Origin of the sequence: Rhizobium leguminosarum (genome assembly GCF_010668065.1) — a bacterium.
GTDB lineage: Bacteria > Pseudomonadota > Alphaproteobacteria > Rhizobiales > Rhizobiaceae > Rhizobium > Rhizobium leguminosarum_S.
In genome coordinates, this window is sequence record NZ_WUEN01000004.1 from 1 (window position 1) to 16,254 (window position 16,254).

14 protein-coding genes are annotated in these 16,254 nt (G+C 62.3%); 5 read left to right on the plus strand and 9 right to left on the minus strand.

Annotated features, from left to right (window positions below; all coding sequences use genetic code 11):
• On the minus strand, window positions 1-267 hold a 267-nt coding region (locus GR198_RS12060), incomplete at its 3' end, for an STAS domain-containing protein (RefSeq protein ID WP_164069058.1).
• A 99-nt stretch (window positions 268-366) separates the two neighbouring features.
• Here GR198_RS12060 and dgcA point away from each other — a divergent pair.
• The gene (gene dgcA / locus GR198_RS12065; protein WP_164069059.1) at window positions 367-1,350 is read left to right on the plus strand and encodes an N-acetyl-D-Glu racemase DgcA; all 984 of its coding nucleotides are present in this window, start codon (window positions 367-369) and stop codon (window positions 1,348-1,350) included.
• Here the strand turns inward: dgcA and GR198_RS12070 are convergent.
• The 3 genes from GR198_RS12070 to GR198_RS12080 form a co-directional block, all read right to left on the minus strand.
• Window positions 1,302-2,522 (minus strand): MFS transporter, encoded by a 1,221-nt coding sequence (locus GR198_RS12070; protein WP_029875483.1) that lies wholly within the window; start codon window positions 2,520-2,522, stop codon window positions 1,302-1,304. The genes dgcA and GR198_RS12070 overlap by 49 nt on opposite strands.
• A 211-nt stretch (window positions 2,523-2,733) precedes the next feature.
• Window positions 2,734-3,576, minus strand: coding sequence for a UDP-2,3-diacylglucosamine diphosphatase (locus GR198_RS12075; protein ID WP_024321852.1), 843 nt, complete (start codon window positions 3,574-3,576; stop codon window positions 2,734-2,736).
• Entirely contained in the window at window positions 3,552-3,725 is a 174-nt protein-coding gene (locus GR198_RS12080; protein WP_164045836.1) for a hypothetical protein, read from the minus strand. Before GR198_RS12080 ends, GR198_RS12075 begins: the two co-directional genes overlap by 25 nt.
• Before the next feature lie 37 nt (window positions 3,726-3,762).
• Between GR198_RS12080 and GR198_RS12085 the strand changes: the two genes are divergently transcribed.
• Entirely contained in the window at window positions 3,763-4,512 is a 750-nt protein-coding gene (locus tag GR198_RS12085; RefSeq protein ID WP_029875484.1) for a histidine phosphatase family protein, read from the plus strand.
• 65 nt (window positions 4,513-4,577) lie between these two features.
• Here GR198_RS12085 and GR198_RS12090 read toward each other — a convergent pair whose 3' ends face one another.
• Together GR198_RS12090 and GR198_RS12095 are read right to left on the minus strand one after the other, a co-directional pair.
• Window positions 4,578-7,730, minus strand: a complete 3,153-nt coding sequence (locus GR198_RS12090) for an efflux RND transporter permease subunit (protein WP_029875485.1) — start codon at window positions 7,728-7,730, stop codon at window positions 4,578-4,580.
• A 5-nt stretch (window positions 7,731-7,735) separates the two neighbouring features.
• The gene (locus GR198_RS12095) at window positions 7,736-8,914 is read right to left on the minus strand and encodes an efflux RND transporter periplasmic adaptor subunit (RefSeq protein WP_029875486.1); all 1,179 of its coding nucleotides are present in this window, start codon (window positions 8,912-8,914) and stop codon (window positions 7,736-7,738) included.
• A 233-nt stretch (window positions 8,915-9,147) separates the two neighbouring features.
• On the opposite strand from GR198_RS12095, the gene GR198_RS12100 reads away from it, so the two are divergent.
• On the plus strand, window positions 9,148-9,708 hold the full coding sequence (locus GR198_RS12100; RefSeq protein ID WP_164069060.1) for a TetR/AcrR family transcriptional regulator: 561 nt from the start codon (window positions 9,148-9,150) through the stop codon (window positions 9,706-9,708).
• A gap of 60 nt (window positions 9,709-9,768) precedes the next feature.
• Here GR198_RS12100 and GR198_RS12105 read toward each other — a convergent pair whose 3' ends face one another.
• Complete coding sequence (locus tag GR198_RS12105) at window positions 9,769-11,208, minus strand: FAD-binding oxidoreductase (protein ID WP_029875488.1); 1,440 nt, start codon at window positions 11,206-11,208, stop codon at window positions 9,769-9,771.
• A gap of 195 nt (window positions 11,209-11,403) precedes the next feature.
• The gene (locus GR198_RS12110) at window positions 11,404-12,291 is read right to left on the minus strand and encodes a LysR family transcriptional regulator (protein ID WP_029875489.1); all 888 of its coding nucleotides are present in this window, start codon (window positions 12,289-12,291) and stop codon (window positions 11,404-11,406) included.
• Window positions 12,292-12,394: 103 nt separating this feature from the next.
• On the opposite strand from GR198_RS12110, the gene GR198_RS12115 reads away from it, so the two are divergent.
• Together GR198_RS12115 and GR198_RS12120 are read left to right on the plus strand one after the other, a co-directional pair.
• Window positions 12,395-13,015, plus strand: a complete 621-nt coding sequence (locus tag GR198_RS12115; RefSeq protein ID WP_029875490.1) for an NADPH-dependent F420 reductase — start codon at window positions 12,395-12,397, stop codon at window positions 13,013-13,015.
• A gap of 154 nt (window positions 13,016-13,169) precedes the next feature.
• Window positions 13,170-15,482 (plus strand): NADP-dependent malic enzyme, encoded by a 2,313-nt coding sequence (locus GR198_RS12120; RefSeq protein ID WP_029875491.1) that lies wholly within the window; start codon window positions 13,170-13,172, stop codon window positions 15,480-15,482.
• A gap of 68 nt (window positions 15,483-15,550) precedes the next feature.
• Here the strand turns inward: GR198_RS12120 and GR198_RS12125 are convergent, their stop codons facing one another.
• Complete coding sequence (locus GR198_RS12125) at window positions 15,551-16,084, minus strand: ribonuclease H family protein (protein ID WP_164069061.1); 534 nt, start codon at window positions 16,082-16,084, stop codon at window positions 15,551-15,553.
• Window positions 16,085-16,254: the final 170 nt, after the last annotated feature.

A 16,254-nucleotide genomic window follows, 5' to 3' on the forward strand; every position in this document is an offset into this window, starting at 1 on the left:
CCTCCCGCCCGCCTCTTCTTGCTTCTTCAGCCGGCACAGCAGCCAGATGCCGGCTGTGTCAATCTCCGAAATCTCCGAGAGGTCTACCGTCAGGTCGCCAGTCTTCTTCTGCAGGAGCTTTTCGAAATCGCGTAGCACCAGATGGATGTAGGCGCTGCGCCAATTGCCCTGAAGACGCACACGCTGTCCCGAGCCATCGGCCTGGTCGTCCACTTGCAGTGAGGCGGCGTTGCGATTCTCGGCGGTCAAGATACTTGTGTCTTTCAAGGCTTACAGCGACATTGCCGAATCGCGAAGCAGATCGTCCGTCCGGCGCGTCAATATACAGAAGCACCGTGCAATTTCCATGCTTGCAGGAGAGCAATAATGCCGCGCACCCTCGATATCCAGATGAATTCCTTTCCGATTGCCGGGACCTTCACCATCTCGCGCGGGGCAAAGACCGAAGCCGAGGTCATCACCTGCGCGCTTATCGAAGAGGGTGCGCAGGGGCTTGGCGAATGCGTGCCCTACCGCCGCTACGGCGAGACCATGGAGAGTGTTTTCGCCCAGATCGAGGCGGCGCGACCGCTGATCGAGGCCGGTATTTCGCGCCGCGACCTGCTGTCGGCGATGCCGCCGGGTGCGGCCCGCAACGCCGTCGATTGCGCCCTCTGGGATCTCGAGGCGAAGCGGACGGGAGACAGCGTCGCCGCCCGCCTCGGCCTTTCCGCTCCGCAGCCGCTCACCACCGCCTACACCATCTCGCTCGGTGAGCCGGAGGTGATGGCCGCCCAGGCGCGCGAGCATGCCGGCCGCGCCCTGCTGAAGGTCAAGGTCGGCACCGGCGACGATGAAAGCCGCATCCGCGCCGTCCGCGCCGCCGCACCCGATGCCGAAATCATCCTCGACGCCAATGAGGGCTGGCCGGAAGCGGTGTTGGAGCGTCATCTCCATATCGCCGCCGAAGCAGGCATCGCCCTCGTCGAGCAGCCACTGCCGGCCGGCCGCGATGGGCTGCTCGCCGAAATCCGCCGCCCGCTCCTCGTCTGCGCCGATGAGAGCGTCCACCACACCGGCGATCTCGCAAGCCTTGCCGACCGCTACGACGCGATCAACATCAAGCTCGACAAGACCGGCGGCCTGACGGAGGCGCTGTCGATGAAGGCCGAGGCCGAACGGCTCGGATTCAGTATCATGATCGGCTGCATGGTCGGCACCTCGCTTGCCATGGCGCCCGCCGTTCTGCTCGCGCAGAATGCCGATTTCGTCGATCTCGATGGTCCGCTGCTGCTTGCCCGCGACCGCGAACCCGGCCTGCGTTACGCCGCTTCCCTGGTCTTTCCGCCCGAAACTAGCCTTTGGGGCTGAAGGTAATAGGCGAAGATGACGAGGCCGAGGCCGGCGAACGCCACCACGGCCATGACGTAATAGCTGACGACGCCGAGCCAGGCGTAGAGATAACCCGACGCCAGGGTCATCAGCGCCATCGCCATGCCGACATAGAAGAAATAGGCGCCCTGCGCCGAGGATTCCTGCGTCTCCTGCACCGTCGCCACGATCCGCCGCTGCACGCCCGTATGCACGAAGGCGTAGGTGAAGCCGTGGAAACATTGCAGCAGGAAGAAACCGGCAAATCCCGTATTCATCGGAAACAGGATCCAGCGGCAGACGCTGATGGCGCAGCCGAAGCGGATCAGAGTCCAGGCGTCGAAGCGACGGCTGAGGCGCTTCGACAGGAAGAACACCGTCACTTCCGAAGCGACGCCGGCGCTCCAGAGGAGGCCGACCTCGGTACCGGAAAAGCCGAGGTGATGCCAGTAGATCGAGGAGAAGGCGTTGAGCACCGCATGGCTCGATTGCTGGATGGCGACTCCAATCAATAGCAGCAGCAGGTGCGGCTCACGCAGGCCGCTGCCGGTGGCGGCCGGAAGATCGATCGGCTGGCCTCGCCGCCGCGTCGGCCCGATGCGCGGGCAGAAGATTGCCATGACCACGGTCATGATAAAGCCGAACATCATGATCGGCAGCACCATCCCCCCGCCCCACTGGTTGATGAGTTCGCCGCCAACCAGCGTCGAAACGATGAAAGCAATCGAGCCCCAGACCCGCATCGATCCGTAATCGAGACCCCAGCGGCGCACGCCCGATATGACGATCGATTCGACGACCGGCACATAGGGCGCGAAGGTGGCGCCCTGCAGCGTAAAGACGATGAAGACAGGCCAGAAAGTCGTCGTCCAGTAGAGTGCTACCGCCGTCAGCAGCGACAGACTGCCTGACCAGAGCAGCACGTCGGCGCGCTCCTTCATCCGGTCGGCGATCATGGCGACAACAGGCGCCACCAGCACGCGCACCACCATCGGAACGGCCAGGATCACACCGATTTCGTGGTCGCTGAAGCTGTGGCCCGCAAGCCAGACGGGGAAGAACGGCAGGACGATGCCATTGACGAGCAGCGGCGCGCAATAGGAAAGCGCGCTGAGCAATCGGAAGCGCGGCGGCGCTCCCTCACCCGTCGGGGAATTTTGAGCGGGAATCATGGATGGACCTGAAGGAAACTCGTCGCTGTCCTAACACACCACCCTGGAAGCGACTATTGCGAGAAATAGCCCTTCTGAAACGTTTTAGAAAATAAATAGGGCCTGTCGCCTTGCGGTAACGGCTAAATTCCTACTGCAAAATTTCAAAGTGCTACGGCGTCCTTTGCGCGTCTGAAAAGACGCGCGGCGCTGTAAAGGGCGGGTGCCAAAATCAGGCGGCTTGCGGGGCCAGCTCACCCTCGTCATGCATTTCGATGGCGGCAAGCGCCGGCACGCTGCTGGCGAGCGCCCGCCAGGTGATCAGTTCGAACGTGCCGTCCTCGTGCTCGGCGACCGCCGTGCAGCTTTCCACCCAATCACCGGTGTTGATGTAGCGGATGCCGTCCATATCCTGGATGATGGCATGATGGATATGTCCGCAGATCACGCCGTCGGCGCCGTTTTTGCGGGCTTCCTCGGCCACGACGCGCTCGAATTCGCCGATGAAATTGACGGCATGCTTGACCTGCAGCTTCGCCCAGGCCGAGAACGACCAGTAGGGCATGCCGAGCCGGCGGCGCACCGCCGCCAGGATGATGTTGATGCGGATCGCCGTGTCATAGGCCCAGTCGCCGAGATAGGCGAGCAGCCGGGCGTTGCGGACCACGACGTCGAACTCGTCGCCGTGCAGGATCAGGTATTTCTTGCCATCGGCGCCGTCATGCATCATGCGCTCGACGACCTCGATGCCGCCGAAATGCATGCCCGGGAAGGCGCGCAGGAACTCGTCATGATTGCCGGGAATATAGACGACGCGCGTGCCCTTGCGGGCCTTGCGCAACAGTTTCTGGACGACATCGTTGCAGACCTGTGGCCAGTACCAGCTGCGCTTCAGGCGCCAGCCGTCGACGATGTCGCCGACGAGCACGATCGTATCGGCCTCGTGGTGGCGCAGGAAATCCAGCAGGAAGTCGGCCTTCGCGGCCTTCGAGCCGAGATGGACATCGGAAATGAAGAGCGTGCGGAAATGTCTGGGTTCCATCATGTCTTTCACGAGCTGCCGCTCATGTCCCATCTTTCATCTAACCTTCCAAAACCAGACTCGTGTTTCAGGAAGATGACAAGCTTGGGGAAAAGCCCTGCAAAGCTGTTCATCCCGCGGGCATAATGCCCGTCGCCGCTAGGCCCGCCGACAATGTTGCCCTGCGCATTCAGGGCGTTCATGATGGCGGCGATTCATATCGACAATGCGGGATGGCTGATGCGTCTCTTTCTCGTTCGCCACGGCGAATCCCTCGGCAACATCAACGAACAGGCCTACCGTCAATTCGGCGATCACAACGTGCCGCTGACGCGATGGGGCCATCGGCAGGCTCTCGAGGCAGGCGGCGTGATCGCGTCCTATCTCGAGGCTTTGCCGAGCGCGGGTTTCGGCAAGCTGCAGATCTGGTATTCGCCCTTTCTCAGGACCCGGCAGAGCAAGGATGCGCTGCTCGAAGCCCTGCCGGAAAGCTTCGTCGGCGATATCAGGGAGGATTATCTGCTGCGCGAGCAGGATTTCGGTCTCTTCACCGAAATCTACGACCACGCCGAACAGAAGCAGAAGTTTCCCGAGGAGTTCGAAAAATGGGCGAGGCTGCGCAGCAACAGCGGCAAGTTCTACGCACGGCCGCCGGATGGCGAAAGCCGGGCGGATGTGGCCCAACGGGTGCGCCTGTTCCTCCAGACAGTCATGCACGACGCCGAAAATAGCGACCACAACGTCGTGATCGTCGGCCATGGCGTCACCAACCGGGCGGTCGAGATGAATTTCCTGCACCGCCCCGTCGAGTGGTTCGAGCGCTCCGACAATCCCGGAAACGCCGATATCACCCTGATCGAGGGGACGCGCTCGCAAGGATACGAGTCGATCCTGCTGCATCAAGCCGCCGACCGGCAGCCGGGACAGGAAGGCGAACTGCGCGATGCCTATGGCGCTGACGTGACGATCACGCCGAAGCCGATCGCATAATTCCTGAAATCGGACCGGCGCAAAGGTGCGGCGGGTTGCGCAAGGCAACCCGCCAACTCTTCACCTCAGGTCGGCGACGTCACCGGCGCAGGCTCCTGCCCGGCCGGCGCCTCCTCGTTCACAGTCTCCGGCCGCTTCGTCCTCAAGAGACGCAGCACGAAGACGAAGAAGACCGGAACGAAGAAGATCGCCAGCACCGTCGCCGAGATCATGCCGCCAAGCACGCCCGTGCCGATGGCATTCTGGCTCGCAGCACTTGGTCCGGTGGCGATCGCCAGAGGCACCACGCCCAATGTGAAGGCGAGCGAGGTCATGATGATCGGCCGGAAGCGCAGACGAGCGCCTTCGATCGCGGCATCCATCAGCGATTTGCCCTCGGCAAAACCGTCCTTGGCGAATTCGACGATCAGGATGGCGTTCTTTGCCGACAGCCCGATGATCGCGATCAGGCCGACCTTGAAGTAGATGTCGTTGGTCATGTCGCGGCTCATCACCGCGAGCACGCAGCCGATGACGCCGAGCGGCACGACCAGCATCACCGACAACGGGATGGACCAGCTCTCGTAAAGCCCCGATAGCAGCAGGAAGACGAAGAGAATGCTGAGGCCGAACAGGAACGGCGCCTGCGATCCCGATCTCAGCTCCTCCAGCGACTGGCCGGTCCATTCGAAGCCGAAGCCGTCGGGAAGTTCCGAGGCCAGCCGCTCCATTTCGGTAATCGCCGCCCCCGACGAATATCCCGGCGCCGGAGCGCCAGAGATACGCACGGAAGGGTAGCCGTTATAACCGACGATCTGCGCCGGTCCCTTCTGCCATTCAGCGACGGCAAAGGACGATAGCGGCACCATGCCGCCGCTCGCATTGCGGACATTGAGCTTCATCAGGTCTTCCGCCTGAAGTCTGCTCTTGTCCTGCGCCTGCACGATGACGCGCTGCATGCGGCCCGAATTCGGGAAGTCGTTGACATAGCTCGAACCGAGATTGGCGGTGATCGTGCTGTTGATGTCGGCGAAGGCGACACCGAAGGTATTTGCCTTCTCGCGATCGATGACGAGCACGAGCTGGGCCGAGTCAGGCATGCCTTCCGGGCGGATGCCTGCGATGATGGGGTTCTGCGATGCCTTGCCGATCAGCATTCCCGCCGCCTCGGTCAGTGCCGCCTGGCCCTTCGCCCCGCGATCCTGAAGGCGGAAGGTGAAGCCGTTGGTCGTGCCGAACCCTTCGATCGGCGGCGGCGACAACGCGAAGGACGTCGCGTCCTTCAGTCCAAACAGCTGCATATTGGCGCGGTTGGAGATCTCCTGCACCGAATTGCCGGCGCCGCGTTCAGCCCAGTCCTTGAGCGTGACGAACACCAGGGCGGCGTTCGGTCCCTGCCCCGAGAAGCTGAAGCCCTGGATCGCGACGACGTTGGCAACGGCCGGCTCCTTCTTGAAGATCGCTTCGATGCTTTCAAGCGAGGCCACCGTGCGGTTGCGGCTCGCCTCCGGCGGTCCCTGCACGTCGACGATCAGGAAGCCCTGATCTTCATCCGGCACGAAGCTGCTCGGCAGGTTGACGAAGAGGTAGCCAAGGCCGATGAGCAGCGCGACATAGACGGCCATCACCCGCCAGGAGCGCTTGGCCAGTCCCTCGACGGTGCGGGCATAGCGGCCGGTCAGCCGGTCGAAGTTGCGGTTGAACCAGCCGGCGATGCCCTTCTTCTCGTGATGACCCTTGATCGGCTTCAGGAAGGTGGCGCAAAGCGCCGGGGTCAGCGACAGCGCCAGGAAGGCCGAAAACAGGATGGATACGACCATGGTCAGGCTGAACTGACGGTAGATGATGCCGGTGGAGCCCGGGAAGAACGCCATTGGTACGAAGACGCAGGAGAGAACCAGCGTAATCCCGAGGATCGCGCCGGTGATCTGCCGCATCGCCTTCTTGGTCGCTTCCTTCGGTGACAGCCCTTCCACCGCCATCAGCCGCTCGACGTTTTCCACCACCACGATGGCGTCGTCGACGAGAATGCCGATGGCAAGCACCATCGCAAACATCGTCAGCACGTTGATCGAGAAGCCGGCGGCAAACATGACAGCAAGCGTCCCGAGCAGCGCGACGGGCACGACGAGCGTTGGAATGATGGTGTAGCGGAAGCTCTGCAGGAAGATGAGCATGACGACAAAGACGAGCGCGACGGCTTCTGCGAGCGTATGCGCCACCTTCTCGATCGATGCCGAGACGAACGGGCTGGTATCATAAGGAACGGAATATTCGACGCCATCAGGGAAGAAGCGTGACAGCTCCTCCATCTTCGCCTTGACCAGGTTGGAGGTGTTGACGGCATTGCCCGTCGACGACAGCTGGATGGCGATGGCGGCACTCGGCTGCCCGTTCAAGCGGGTGGAGAAGCTGTAGCTCTCGCTGCCCTCTTCGATGCGCGCGACGTCGCGTAGCCTGACGTTCGATCCGTCGGCATTGGCGCGCAACACGATGTCTCCGAACTCCTTGATGTCGGTCAGCTGCCCCTTCACCAGCACCGTCGCCGTCAGGTCCTGCGAGATCGGATTGGGTGCTGCACCGATCTGGCCTGCCGCGACCTGGGCGTTCTGCGCCGAGATCGCCGCGCTGATGTCGGACGCGGTGAGGTTCAGGCCGACCATCTTGTCGGGGTCGATCCAGATGCGCATCGCCCGCTGCGAGGCAAATAGCTGGGCGCGGCCGACGCCCTCGAGACGGCGCAGCTCGCCGATGACGTTTCGGTTGAGATAGTCGCCGAGCGCCACCTCGTCGGTCTTCCCGTCCGTCGAAGTCAGCGAGATGAACATCAGGAAGCCCGACGATGCCTCCTCGACCGTGATGCCCTGATCCTTGACGGATTGCGGCAGCCGCGGTTCGACGCGGCGGATGGCGTTCTGAACGTCGACCGAGGCCTGGTCGATATCGGTTCCGGCCGCAAAGGTGGCGGTGATCGTCATCGCACCCGATGTATCGGAGGTCGACTCGAAATAGGAAAGGTGCTCGACCCCGTTCAGCTCTTCTTCGATCTGGCGGGTGACGCCTTGATAAATGTCCTGCGGCGATGCGCCGGGATAGCTGGTGGTGATGCTGAGCTGTGGCGGCGCGACCTTCGGATATTGCGCAACCGGCAGGAACGGCAGCGCGATCAGACCGGCGAGGGAGATGAAGATCGCAAAGACCCAGGCTAGGATCGGGCGATCGATAAAGAAACGTGCCATCGACCTTACTCCGGCTTCTTGGCGTCACCGGACGCGAGCTGGCCATCCCGCCACTCTTCCGGCGCGACCTTTGCGCCCGGCTGCAGCTTCTGGCTGCCGTCGACAACGAGACGCTCACCTGATGACAGGCCGCTTTCGACCACCCATTCATTGCCGAAGGATTGACCGAGCTCGACGTCGCGCGGCTGTGCTACGTCTCCCTCCTGGACGACGTAGACCTGCGCCTTGCCGTCGGCCGTGCGGATGACGGCGCGCTGCGGGATGAGGATCGCCTTCTCCCGGACGGCCTGTTCGATGCGAACACGGACGTAAAGACCGGGCAGCAGGTCGCCCTTCGGATTGGGGAATTCACCGCGAAGGGTGACCTGGCCCGTCGTCGCATCGACGCTGGCGCTGCTGAAGAGAAGCTTACCGGCTTCGCCATAGACCGTGCCGTCGTCGAAGACGAGCTTGATGTCGGCCTTGCCTGGTTCGGTCGACGTGAGGCTGCCGTTCTCGACCGCCCGCTTCAGCGCCAGCAGGTCTCCGGAGGATTGCGTGAAGTCGGCATAAACGGGGTCGATCTGCTGGATCATCGCCAGCGCATCGCCGCCATCGGCCGTCACCAGCGCACCTTCCGTCACCAGCGCGCCGCCGATGATGCCTGTGATAGGCGCACGAACTTCGGTATAGCCGAGATTGATCTTCGCTTCGTCGAGCGCTGCCTGCGCCAGCGCGACATCGGCATCGGCCTGGGCAAGGGCGACGGCAGCCGCATCGTATTCGATACCGCTTGCGACATCGCGGTCGCGCAGCGACTTCTGCCGGTCCAACTGCTGGCGGGCATTCAGCTGCGTCGCCCTGGCGCGATCGAGGCTTGCCTCCGCGCTTGCCACGCGGACCCGGAACAGCGCCGGATCGATCCGGTAGAGCACGTCGCCCTGATGAACGAGGCTGCCCTGCTCGAAGATCCGTTCCTGCAGTATGCCGGAAACCCTGGCACGCACTTCGGAAACGCGCGTCGCCGCAATGCGGCCGGGCAATTCGCTGATAACGGGAACCGGACGCGCGTTGAGCGTCAGGACGCTGACGGCCGCAGGCGGCATCGCGCCGCCTTCCTGTGCGTAAGCCGGCAGGCCGGCACCGAATATCAGCGCCAGGACAAGCGTGTAACGCAATGATTTCGTTCCAAATAGCATGTTCATCAGCCTTCCTGCTGGTCCCGCTGGGGTCCAAAAAAGCACAGCCCGCCGAAATGACGTTCGGCGGGCCTCCTTAACCGACAGATAGTCGATCTTTTTTTGCTTTGCAAGATACCTACCGGTTGGTATGATAGCATTATCATGATCGGAACTCCCATGGTCCGGCGATCCCGGGAGTGATACTGATCTTCCCGGGCCGCCTCGGCGCGAAGCTTATCTCGAACACAGGTCATGCATTGGTAGATAGCCCCCGCAACAGAAAGAAACAGCCGGATGTCGTGCGGCAGGCTCTTCTCGATTGCGCCAGGAAGCTGGCGCTCGAGCATGGTCTGGCTGCCGTCAGCCTGCAGGCCGTCGCCAGCGCAGCCGGCGTGACCAAGGGAGGTCTGTTTCATCACTTCCACAATAAGCAGGCTCTTATAGAGGCCGTGTTCGACGGCATGATGGAAAGCCTCGATCGCGAGATCGACGAGGAGCTTGAAAAGGATAAGGGCGGCCATGGCACATTCACCCGCGCCTATGTCCGCACCCTGTTTGCCGACCGAGCCCTTGCCAACAGCCCGTGGTCGGCGCAGACGATGACGGTGCTAGCCGACCCCTACTCCAAGAGCCTCTGGCACAGATGGATGAATGACCGGCTGGTCAGGCACGCCGAAACCGACATGGGAATGCGGCTAGAGATCGTTCGCTTGGCGGCGGACGGCGCATGGCTTGCCCATGTTTTGAGGCCTGACGACCATGCCGCGTCCGACGACGCGGTTCTGCTGCGCGAATTGATTGAACTCACCGACGGGTGACAAGCGATTGGCGCCTCATCCCGCGCCCGGCTATATCACCCGAGCGCGGGATCGTCGGGGCTAGGCAGCTCGCACTGCCGCCATCGGTTTAACATTCTGGTTCATCCGGAACAGATTGTTCGGATCGTAGCGCCGCTTGATCTCGGCAAGGCGAGCGTAGTTGGCGCCGTAGGCAGTCTCGACGCGGTCGCCTTCGTCTTCGGGCATGAAGTTGATGTAGGCCGTGCCGACCGAATGCGGCTTGGTTGCCTCGAACAGATCCCGCGCCCAGCTGATGCAGCTTCCATCCATCCCGGCCTCCCGCCAGCGCGCATGCACATTCATGACGAAATGCGAGCTGCGCTGCGGAAATGCGGTGGCCTCGGTGGCCACGCGGCCAGCCGCACCGCCGACATGGCCGATGAAGATCTCGCATTCCGGGCCGGGCAGCCTGCGCACGGCATTGAGCAGAACCTCGATCGCGACATCAGAGAGAGAGGCAAAATCCTGGCTCTTCCAGTAATTGCGCGCACCCGGTGTCAACAGTGGATCGAAGGCCTGCTGCCAGCCGGTGAACGGCACCGGACCGACAACGTCGGCAATCGGATTTCCGATCGCGCGCAATCTGGCTGTCGCCTTTTCGCCCGCCGCGATGTCTCCGCAATAACACATGGCGAGCACAACGATTTCCTTGCCGTGCCATTCCGCGGGAAGGAACGGCAGAGGCGGCGCCTGGCGCATCACCACCCAGCAGGTCAGTTCGTCAGGGGCCGCGTCCAGCGCCTGCCGGTATTCCCTCAGCACCTTCTCCGCATCGGCGAAGGGATGCACGACCAGCCCAGCGAGAACCTCTGTGTTGAGAGGGTTGAGCTGGAACTCGAAGGAGGTCACGACGCCGAAATTGCCGCCGCCGCCCCGCAGCGCCCAGAAGAGATCCGGCATTTCCGTCTCGCTCGCCTTGACCAGTTCGCCGTCGGCCGTCACCACATCAACCGAAAACAGATTATCCAGCGTCAGCCCAAATTTGCGGGTCAGCCAGCCGAAGCCGCCGCCGAGCGTCAGTCCGGCAATGCCGGTCGTGGAATTGATGCCGGTCGGCAGCACCAGCCCGAAGGCCAGCGTTTCCTGGTCGACATCGGCAAGCGTGGCGCCCGGCTCGATCCTGGCGCGCCGCGTCTGCGGGTCGACCCGCACCGATTTCATCGCCGACAGGTCGATGACGACGCCGCCCTCGCAGACGGCATTGCCGGCGATGCCGTGCCCACCGCCGCGCACCGAAAGGAGCAGATTGTTGTCGCGTGCAAACCGCACCGCCCGCACGACATCGGCAGCACCCGCGCATCGCGCAATAAGCCCGGGCCGCCGGTCGATCATCGCATTCCAGATCGCCCGCGCCTCGTTGTAATCCATGTCTTTACTGGTCAGGAGACTGCCGCGAAATCCGGCGGCAAAGGCATCGATGGCCACGTCATTGACCATCGTCTGCCCCCTTTGCAGGGTCGTCAGGTTCAAATTGTCCATGATTTCCTCCATGCGACCGGCGCCCCGCACCGTCGCGGCCGGCATTTTGCGCTTGCTGCGGTCGTCAAACAAGTTTCGAAAAGGATTAGCCCTCTGCGCCCGCAACGAAAGGAAGCGGCTTCCTATTGAATTTTCATGGGAAATCGATGCCTGCGGCGGCAATCCCGGCAATCCCGGCATGCGGTGGAACAGGCCCTAATCCCGCAGTCCCCGAGCAATGGCCTCAATGACCGCGCCAATCCTTCCGGGTACGAACCGGCGTGACGGATGAATGGCGTGGATCGGCAGCACCAGTTTCCGCCAGCCAGCCAGAACTTCCACCAGTCGGCCATCCACTATGTCTTCCGCCACGAGATCCACCGGAACGTAGATGATGCCTGCCCCGGCAAGCGCCGCCATCCGCAGCGCCTCTCCGTTGTCGATCTCGATGTTGCCGCGAACCCCAACCGTGAAACTCTCACCGTCCTTTGTCTCGAACGGCCATTCGTCTCGAGGCACGAGATTGAGGTTGAGGATGCAGCGGCCAAGGCGAAGATCCTCGGGCCTCTCCGGCATGGAAAACCTATCGAGATATGCCGGAGAGGCGCAGCAGACAAAATGATAGCTGCCGACGCGCCGCGCAATGAGCGACGAGGGCTTCAATTCGCCGATCCGGATCGCCAGATCATACCCCTCGGCCACCAAGTCGACATTGCGATCGCTGAGATTGAGCTCGACCGAAAGTGCCGGATGCCGCTCCGCGAGTTCGGCCATAACGGGCGCAAGCCGCTTGATCCCCAGTGTCGTCGGAGCGCTTAAACGCAGGCGTCCCGACATGGCCTCGGCGTCAGGCCGGGAGATGTCATTGAGTTCCTCCAACTCATCGATGATTGTGTTTGCCTTGACCAGGAAACGGGACCCGACCTCGGTCAGCCGCTGCGTACGCGTCGTGCGTTCGATCAGCTTGACCCCATACTCATGCTCCAGCGCCTGGATGCGCCTGCCGACCATGGCAGGCGAAATACCGAGGCGTTTCGCGGCGGCGGCGAAACTCCCCGATGTCGCGGCGGCAATAAGCGTCTGCAAGTTCAGAAGATCGGGCATTCGATACTTTTATGCATCTCTGTTATCGATATCAATGCAATTAACGACGGAATATTTCGGATGTATCCCTGAGACCATCACATCGGAAACAGGAGACAGAACGATGAAGACTGCAATTATCGGCATCGGAAACATGGGCAAGGGCCTGGCCTCACGCCTTGCCGGGAAGACTGACCTGATCGTCGCGGGACGTAACGATCAGGCCGCGCGCAGCCTTGCCGAAAGCCTCGGCGTTGAAAGCGCCACTATTGCGGAGGCGATCGCTGCCGCGGGGATCGTCATCCTCGCCGTTCCCTATGCCAGTGCTCTTGAGATCGCCGCCTCGCCGTCGCTCTCGGGCAAGATCGTCGTCGACATCAGCAATCCCCTGAAGCCCGATTTCTCCGGTCTGCTCTTCGGCCACGAGACCTCCGCTGCCGACAAAATCCAGAATGCCGCGATCGGTGCCAAGGTGGTCAAAGCTTTCAACACCATCTTCGCCGAGCTCTTCAACGCGTCCCGCGATACCACGGCCAAGGTGCCGGTATTTGTCGCAGGAAATGACGAAGACGCGGTGGAAAAGGTTTCCAGACTGGTCGTGGACGCAGGATTTGCCGTCGAAAAGACTGGAGGCCTCGACGCTGCCAAGCTCCTGGAACCGCTGGGCATGCTCAATATCCGCCTCGGCTACGGCCTCGGCCGCGGAACCGCCATCGCCCCTGCCTGGATAAACCTCGCCGCCTGAGGTCTCCCATCGACCGGCAGGACCGACATCCCGTCTGCGAGGGCGGGATGTTTTATTGCCCGGACAAAAACTCGCCAACTCCGCCATTTCCATACTGTCGCCGGTATCCGATTGATGTATGGAGGGAGCTCAAAAGACGTGCACGGAGGCGGCGATGGATCACCCGGAAAAATCGAAGACAGAAAAGAACCTGACGAGCGGCGATCTAGACGAACAGGCGCTTTTCTTCCACCGCTATCCCCGCCCCGGCAAGCTTGAGATCCAGGCGACCAAGCCGCTCGGCAACCAGCGCGACCTGGCGCTCGCCTATTCGCCCGGCGTTGCCGCCCCCTGTCTTGCCATCCGCGACAATCCCGAGATGGCGGCCGAATATACCTCGCGCGCCAATCTCGTCGCCGTCATCTCCAACGGCACCGCCGTGCTCGGCCTCGGCAATATCGGCCCGCTGGCCTCCAAGCCGGTCATGGAGGGCAAGGCCGTGCTCTTCAAGAAATTCGCCGGCATCGACGTCTTCGATATCGAGATCGATGCCCCGGGCGTCGAGCAGATGGTCTCGACCATCGCCTCGCTGGAGCCGACTTTCGGCGGCATCAACCTCGAAGACATCAAGGCGCCGGAATGTTTCGAGGTCGAGCGGCGCCTGCGCGAGAAGATGAAGATCCCCGTCTTCCACGACGACCAGCACGGCACGGCGATCATCGTCGCCGCCGCGATCCTGAACGGGTTGGAACTCGCCGGCAAAAACATCGCCGACATCAAGATCGTCGCCTCCGGCGCCGGTGCTGCCGCCCTTGCCTGCCTCAACCTGCTGGTCATTCTCGGAGCAAAACGCGAAAACATCTGGGTCCACGATCTCGAAGGCCTCGTCTATGAGGGCCGTATCGAGCTAATGGACGAATGGAAATCCATCTATGCCCAGAAGAGCGATACGCGCACGCTCGCCGAAAATATCGGCGGCGCCGACGTCTTCCTCGGCCTTTCGGCCGCCGGCGTGTTGAAGCCGGAGCTGCTGGCGCAGATGGCCGACAAGCCGTTGATCATGGCGCTTGCCAATCCGACGCCGGAGATCATGCCCGATCTCGCCCGTGCCGCCCGCCCCGACGCGATGATCTGCACCGGCCGCTCGGATTTCGCCAACCAGGTCAATAACGTCCTCTGCTTCCCCTATATCTTCCGCGGCGCGCTCGATTGCGGCGCTGAGACGATCAACGAGGAAATGAAGATGGCGGCCGTGCGCGCCATCGCAGCCCTTGCCCGCGAAGAACCGTCGGATGTCGCCGCCCGCGCCTATTCCGGTGAAACTCCGGTCTTCGGCCCTGACTATCTCATCCCCTCGCCCTTCGATCCGCGCCTGATCCTGCGCATCGCACCTGCAGTCGCCAAGGCCGCCGAACAGAGCGGCGTCGCACGCCGCCCGATCCAGGATTTCGACGCCTATCTCGACCAGCTGAACCGCTTCGTCTTCCGCTCCGGCTTCGTCATGAAGCCGATCTTTACCGCGGCCAAGGCCGCCGAACGCAAGCGCGTCATCTTTTCCGAAGGCGAGGACGAACGCGTATTGCGCGCCGCCCAGGTGCTGCTCGAGGAAGGCCTCGCCGAACCGATCCTGATCGGCCGCCCGCAAGTCATCGAGACGCGCCTGAAGCGATACGGCTTGCGCATCCGGCCGCTGCAGGATTTCGAAGTCATCAATCCGGAAGACGATCCGCGCTTCCGCGAATATGTCGATCTCTATTTCTCCCTCGTCGGCCGCCGCGGCGTCATCCCGGAAGCGGCCCGCACGATCGTGCGCACCAACACCACCGTCATCGGCGCGCTGGCGCTGAGGCGCGGCGAGGCCGATGCGCTGATCTGCGGCCTGGAAGGGCGTTACGAGAAGCATCTGCGCGACGTCCGCCTGATCATCGGCAAGCGCAAAGATGTCCGCGATTTCTCAGCCCTCAGCCTGATGATTTCGCAGCGCGGCGCCACCTTCTTCACCGACACCTATGTCACCTTCAATCCGACCGCCGAGGAGGTCGCCGAGGCGACGGTGCTGGCGGCCGAGGAAATCCGCCGTTTCGGCCTCACGCCGCGCGCCGCCCTGGTCTCGCATTCCAATTTCGGCTCGCGTGAATCCGAAAGCGCCACGAAGATGCGCAACGCCCTGCAGCTCGTGCGCGAAGCCGCGCCCGACCTTGAGGTCGACGGTGAGATGCACGGCGAAAGCGCCATCACCGAAGCGTTGCGCAAGCGCGTCATGCCGGACACGACCCTGCACGATGAGGCGAACCTCCTGGTCTTCCCGAACCTCGATGCCGCCAACATCACCCTCGGCGTGGTCAAGTCGATGACCGACGGCCTGCATGTCGGCCCGATCCTGCTCGGCACCGCCCTGCCCGCCCACATTCTCGCCCCCTCGGTCACCTCCCGCGGCGTCGTCAATATGGCAGCGCTCGCCGTCGTCGAGGCATCGCAACCGGCTTGAGCCGGTTGCCCGCAACCCAACGTAAAGACCTTGAAGCCGTCTCGACACATGTCCTGATGTCACACATATCAGACACTCCGTATCGACAGGCGCCCCTTCTCTGCGAGCGCATCCGCGCGTTCGTTGCCGGCAATGCCGGAATGGCCTTTGCACCAGACAATGGTCATGAGCGCATTCTGGGATAGTTGAAGATCGACCGCCTTCCAGAGTTCCGCATTGGCGATCGTTCGCCTTCGCGCATTCCCATTCGGGCTGCCCTTCTTCCAGCCGTTGTTCTTCCAGATATGTCGCCAGCTGTTGCAGCCTTTGACGGCGTAGACGGAATCGGACCAGATGGTGACAGGCTCGGCGCTTGCCTCGCTGTTGATCCAGATTGCCGCCCTGAGCACGGCGGTCAATTCCATCGAATTATTGGCGGAATCTTCGGCGCCACCGAAGCCGGACGCGATTTCCGCGGTATCGCGATAAACGACGAATGCCCAGCCTCCGTGCCCAGAACCCGGTTCATAACAACCGTCCACGAAGACGTGGAAGCCGTCTTGGGTTTCCGGCAGCCCGACTGTCGTTGCGGGGGAGCTGAGTTCGTTGGCAATACCTGTCATTTTCGACGTCCTGATATGAGTACGTTCCCCAAGCGACCCTGGAGATTGGAGCGGAGCACTGGCCTCGTTGATTGCCATCGGCAGCTTCTTCACAATCGAACACTGGGTCTCTGGCGGTCCACTGGATAAAATCGCGAAAATGCGCTAGGAATTTCTCCGAGCTTATTAAG

Excerpts from the sequence above, each read along its gene's own strand:
- dgcA (WP_164069059.1), top strand. The coding sequence starts at position 367 with ATGCCGCGCACCCTCGATATCCAGATGAATTCCTTTCCGATTGCCGGG.
- GR198_RS12070 (WP_029875483.1), bottom strand. The coding sequence starts at position 2,522 with ATGATTCCCGCTCAAAATTCCCCGACGGGTGAGGGAGCGCCGCCGCGC.
- GR198_RS12075 (WP_024321852.1), bottom strand. The coding sequence starts at position 3,576 with ATGGGACATGAGCGGCAGCTCGTGAAAGACATGATGGAACCCAGACAT.
- GR198_RS12080 (WP_164045836.1), bottom strand. The coding sequence starts at position 3,725 with ATGAACGCCCTGAATGCGCAGGGCAACATTGTCGGCGGGCCTAGCGGC.
- GR198_RS12085 (WP_029875484.1), top strand. The coding sequence starts at position 3,763 with ATGCGTCTCTTTCTCGTTCGCCACGGCGAATCCCTCGGCAACATCAAC.
- GR198_RS12090 (WP_029875485.1), bottom strand. The coding sequence starts at position 7,730 with ATGGCACGTTTCTTTATCGATCGCCCGATCCTAGCCTGGGTCTTTGCG.
- GR198_RS12095 (WP_029875486.1), bottom strand. The coding sequence starts at position 8,914 with ATGAACATGCTATTTGGAACGAAATCATTGCGTTACACGCTTGTCCTG.
- GR198_RS12105 (WP_029875488.1), bottom strand. The coding sequence starts at position 11,208 with ATGGACAATTTGAACCTGACGACCCTGCAAAGGGGGCAGACGATGGTC.
- GR198_RS12110 (WP_029875489.1), bottom strand. The coding sequence starts at position 12,291 with ATGCCCGATCTTCTGAACTTGCAGACGCTTATTGCCGCCGCGACATCG.
- GR198_RS12115 (WP_029875490.1), top strand. The coding sequence starts at position 12,395 with ATGAAGACTGCAATTATCGGCATCGGAAACATGGGCAAGGGCCTGGCC.
- GR198_RS12120 (WP_029875491.1), top strand. The coding sequence starts at position 13,170 with ATGGATCACCCGGAAAAATCGAAGACAGAAAAGAACCTGACGAGCGGC.
- GR198_RS12125 (WP_164069061.1), bottom strand. The coding sequence starts at position 16,084 with ATGACAGGTATTGCCAACGAACTCAGCTCCCCCGCAACGACAGTCGGG.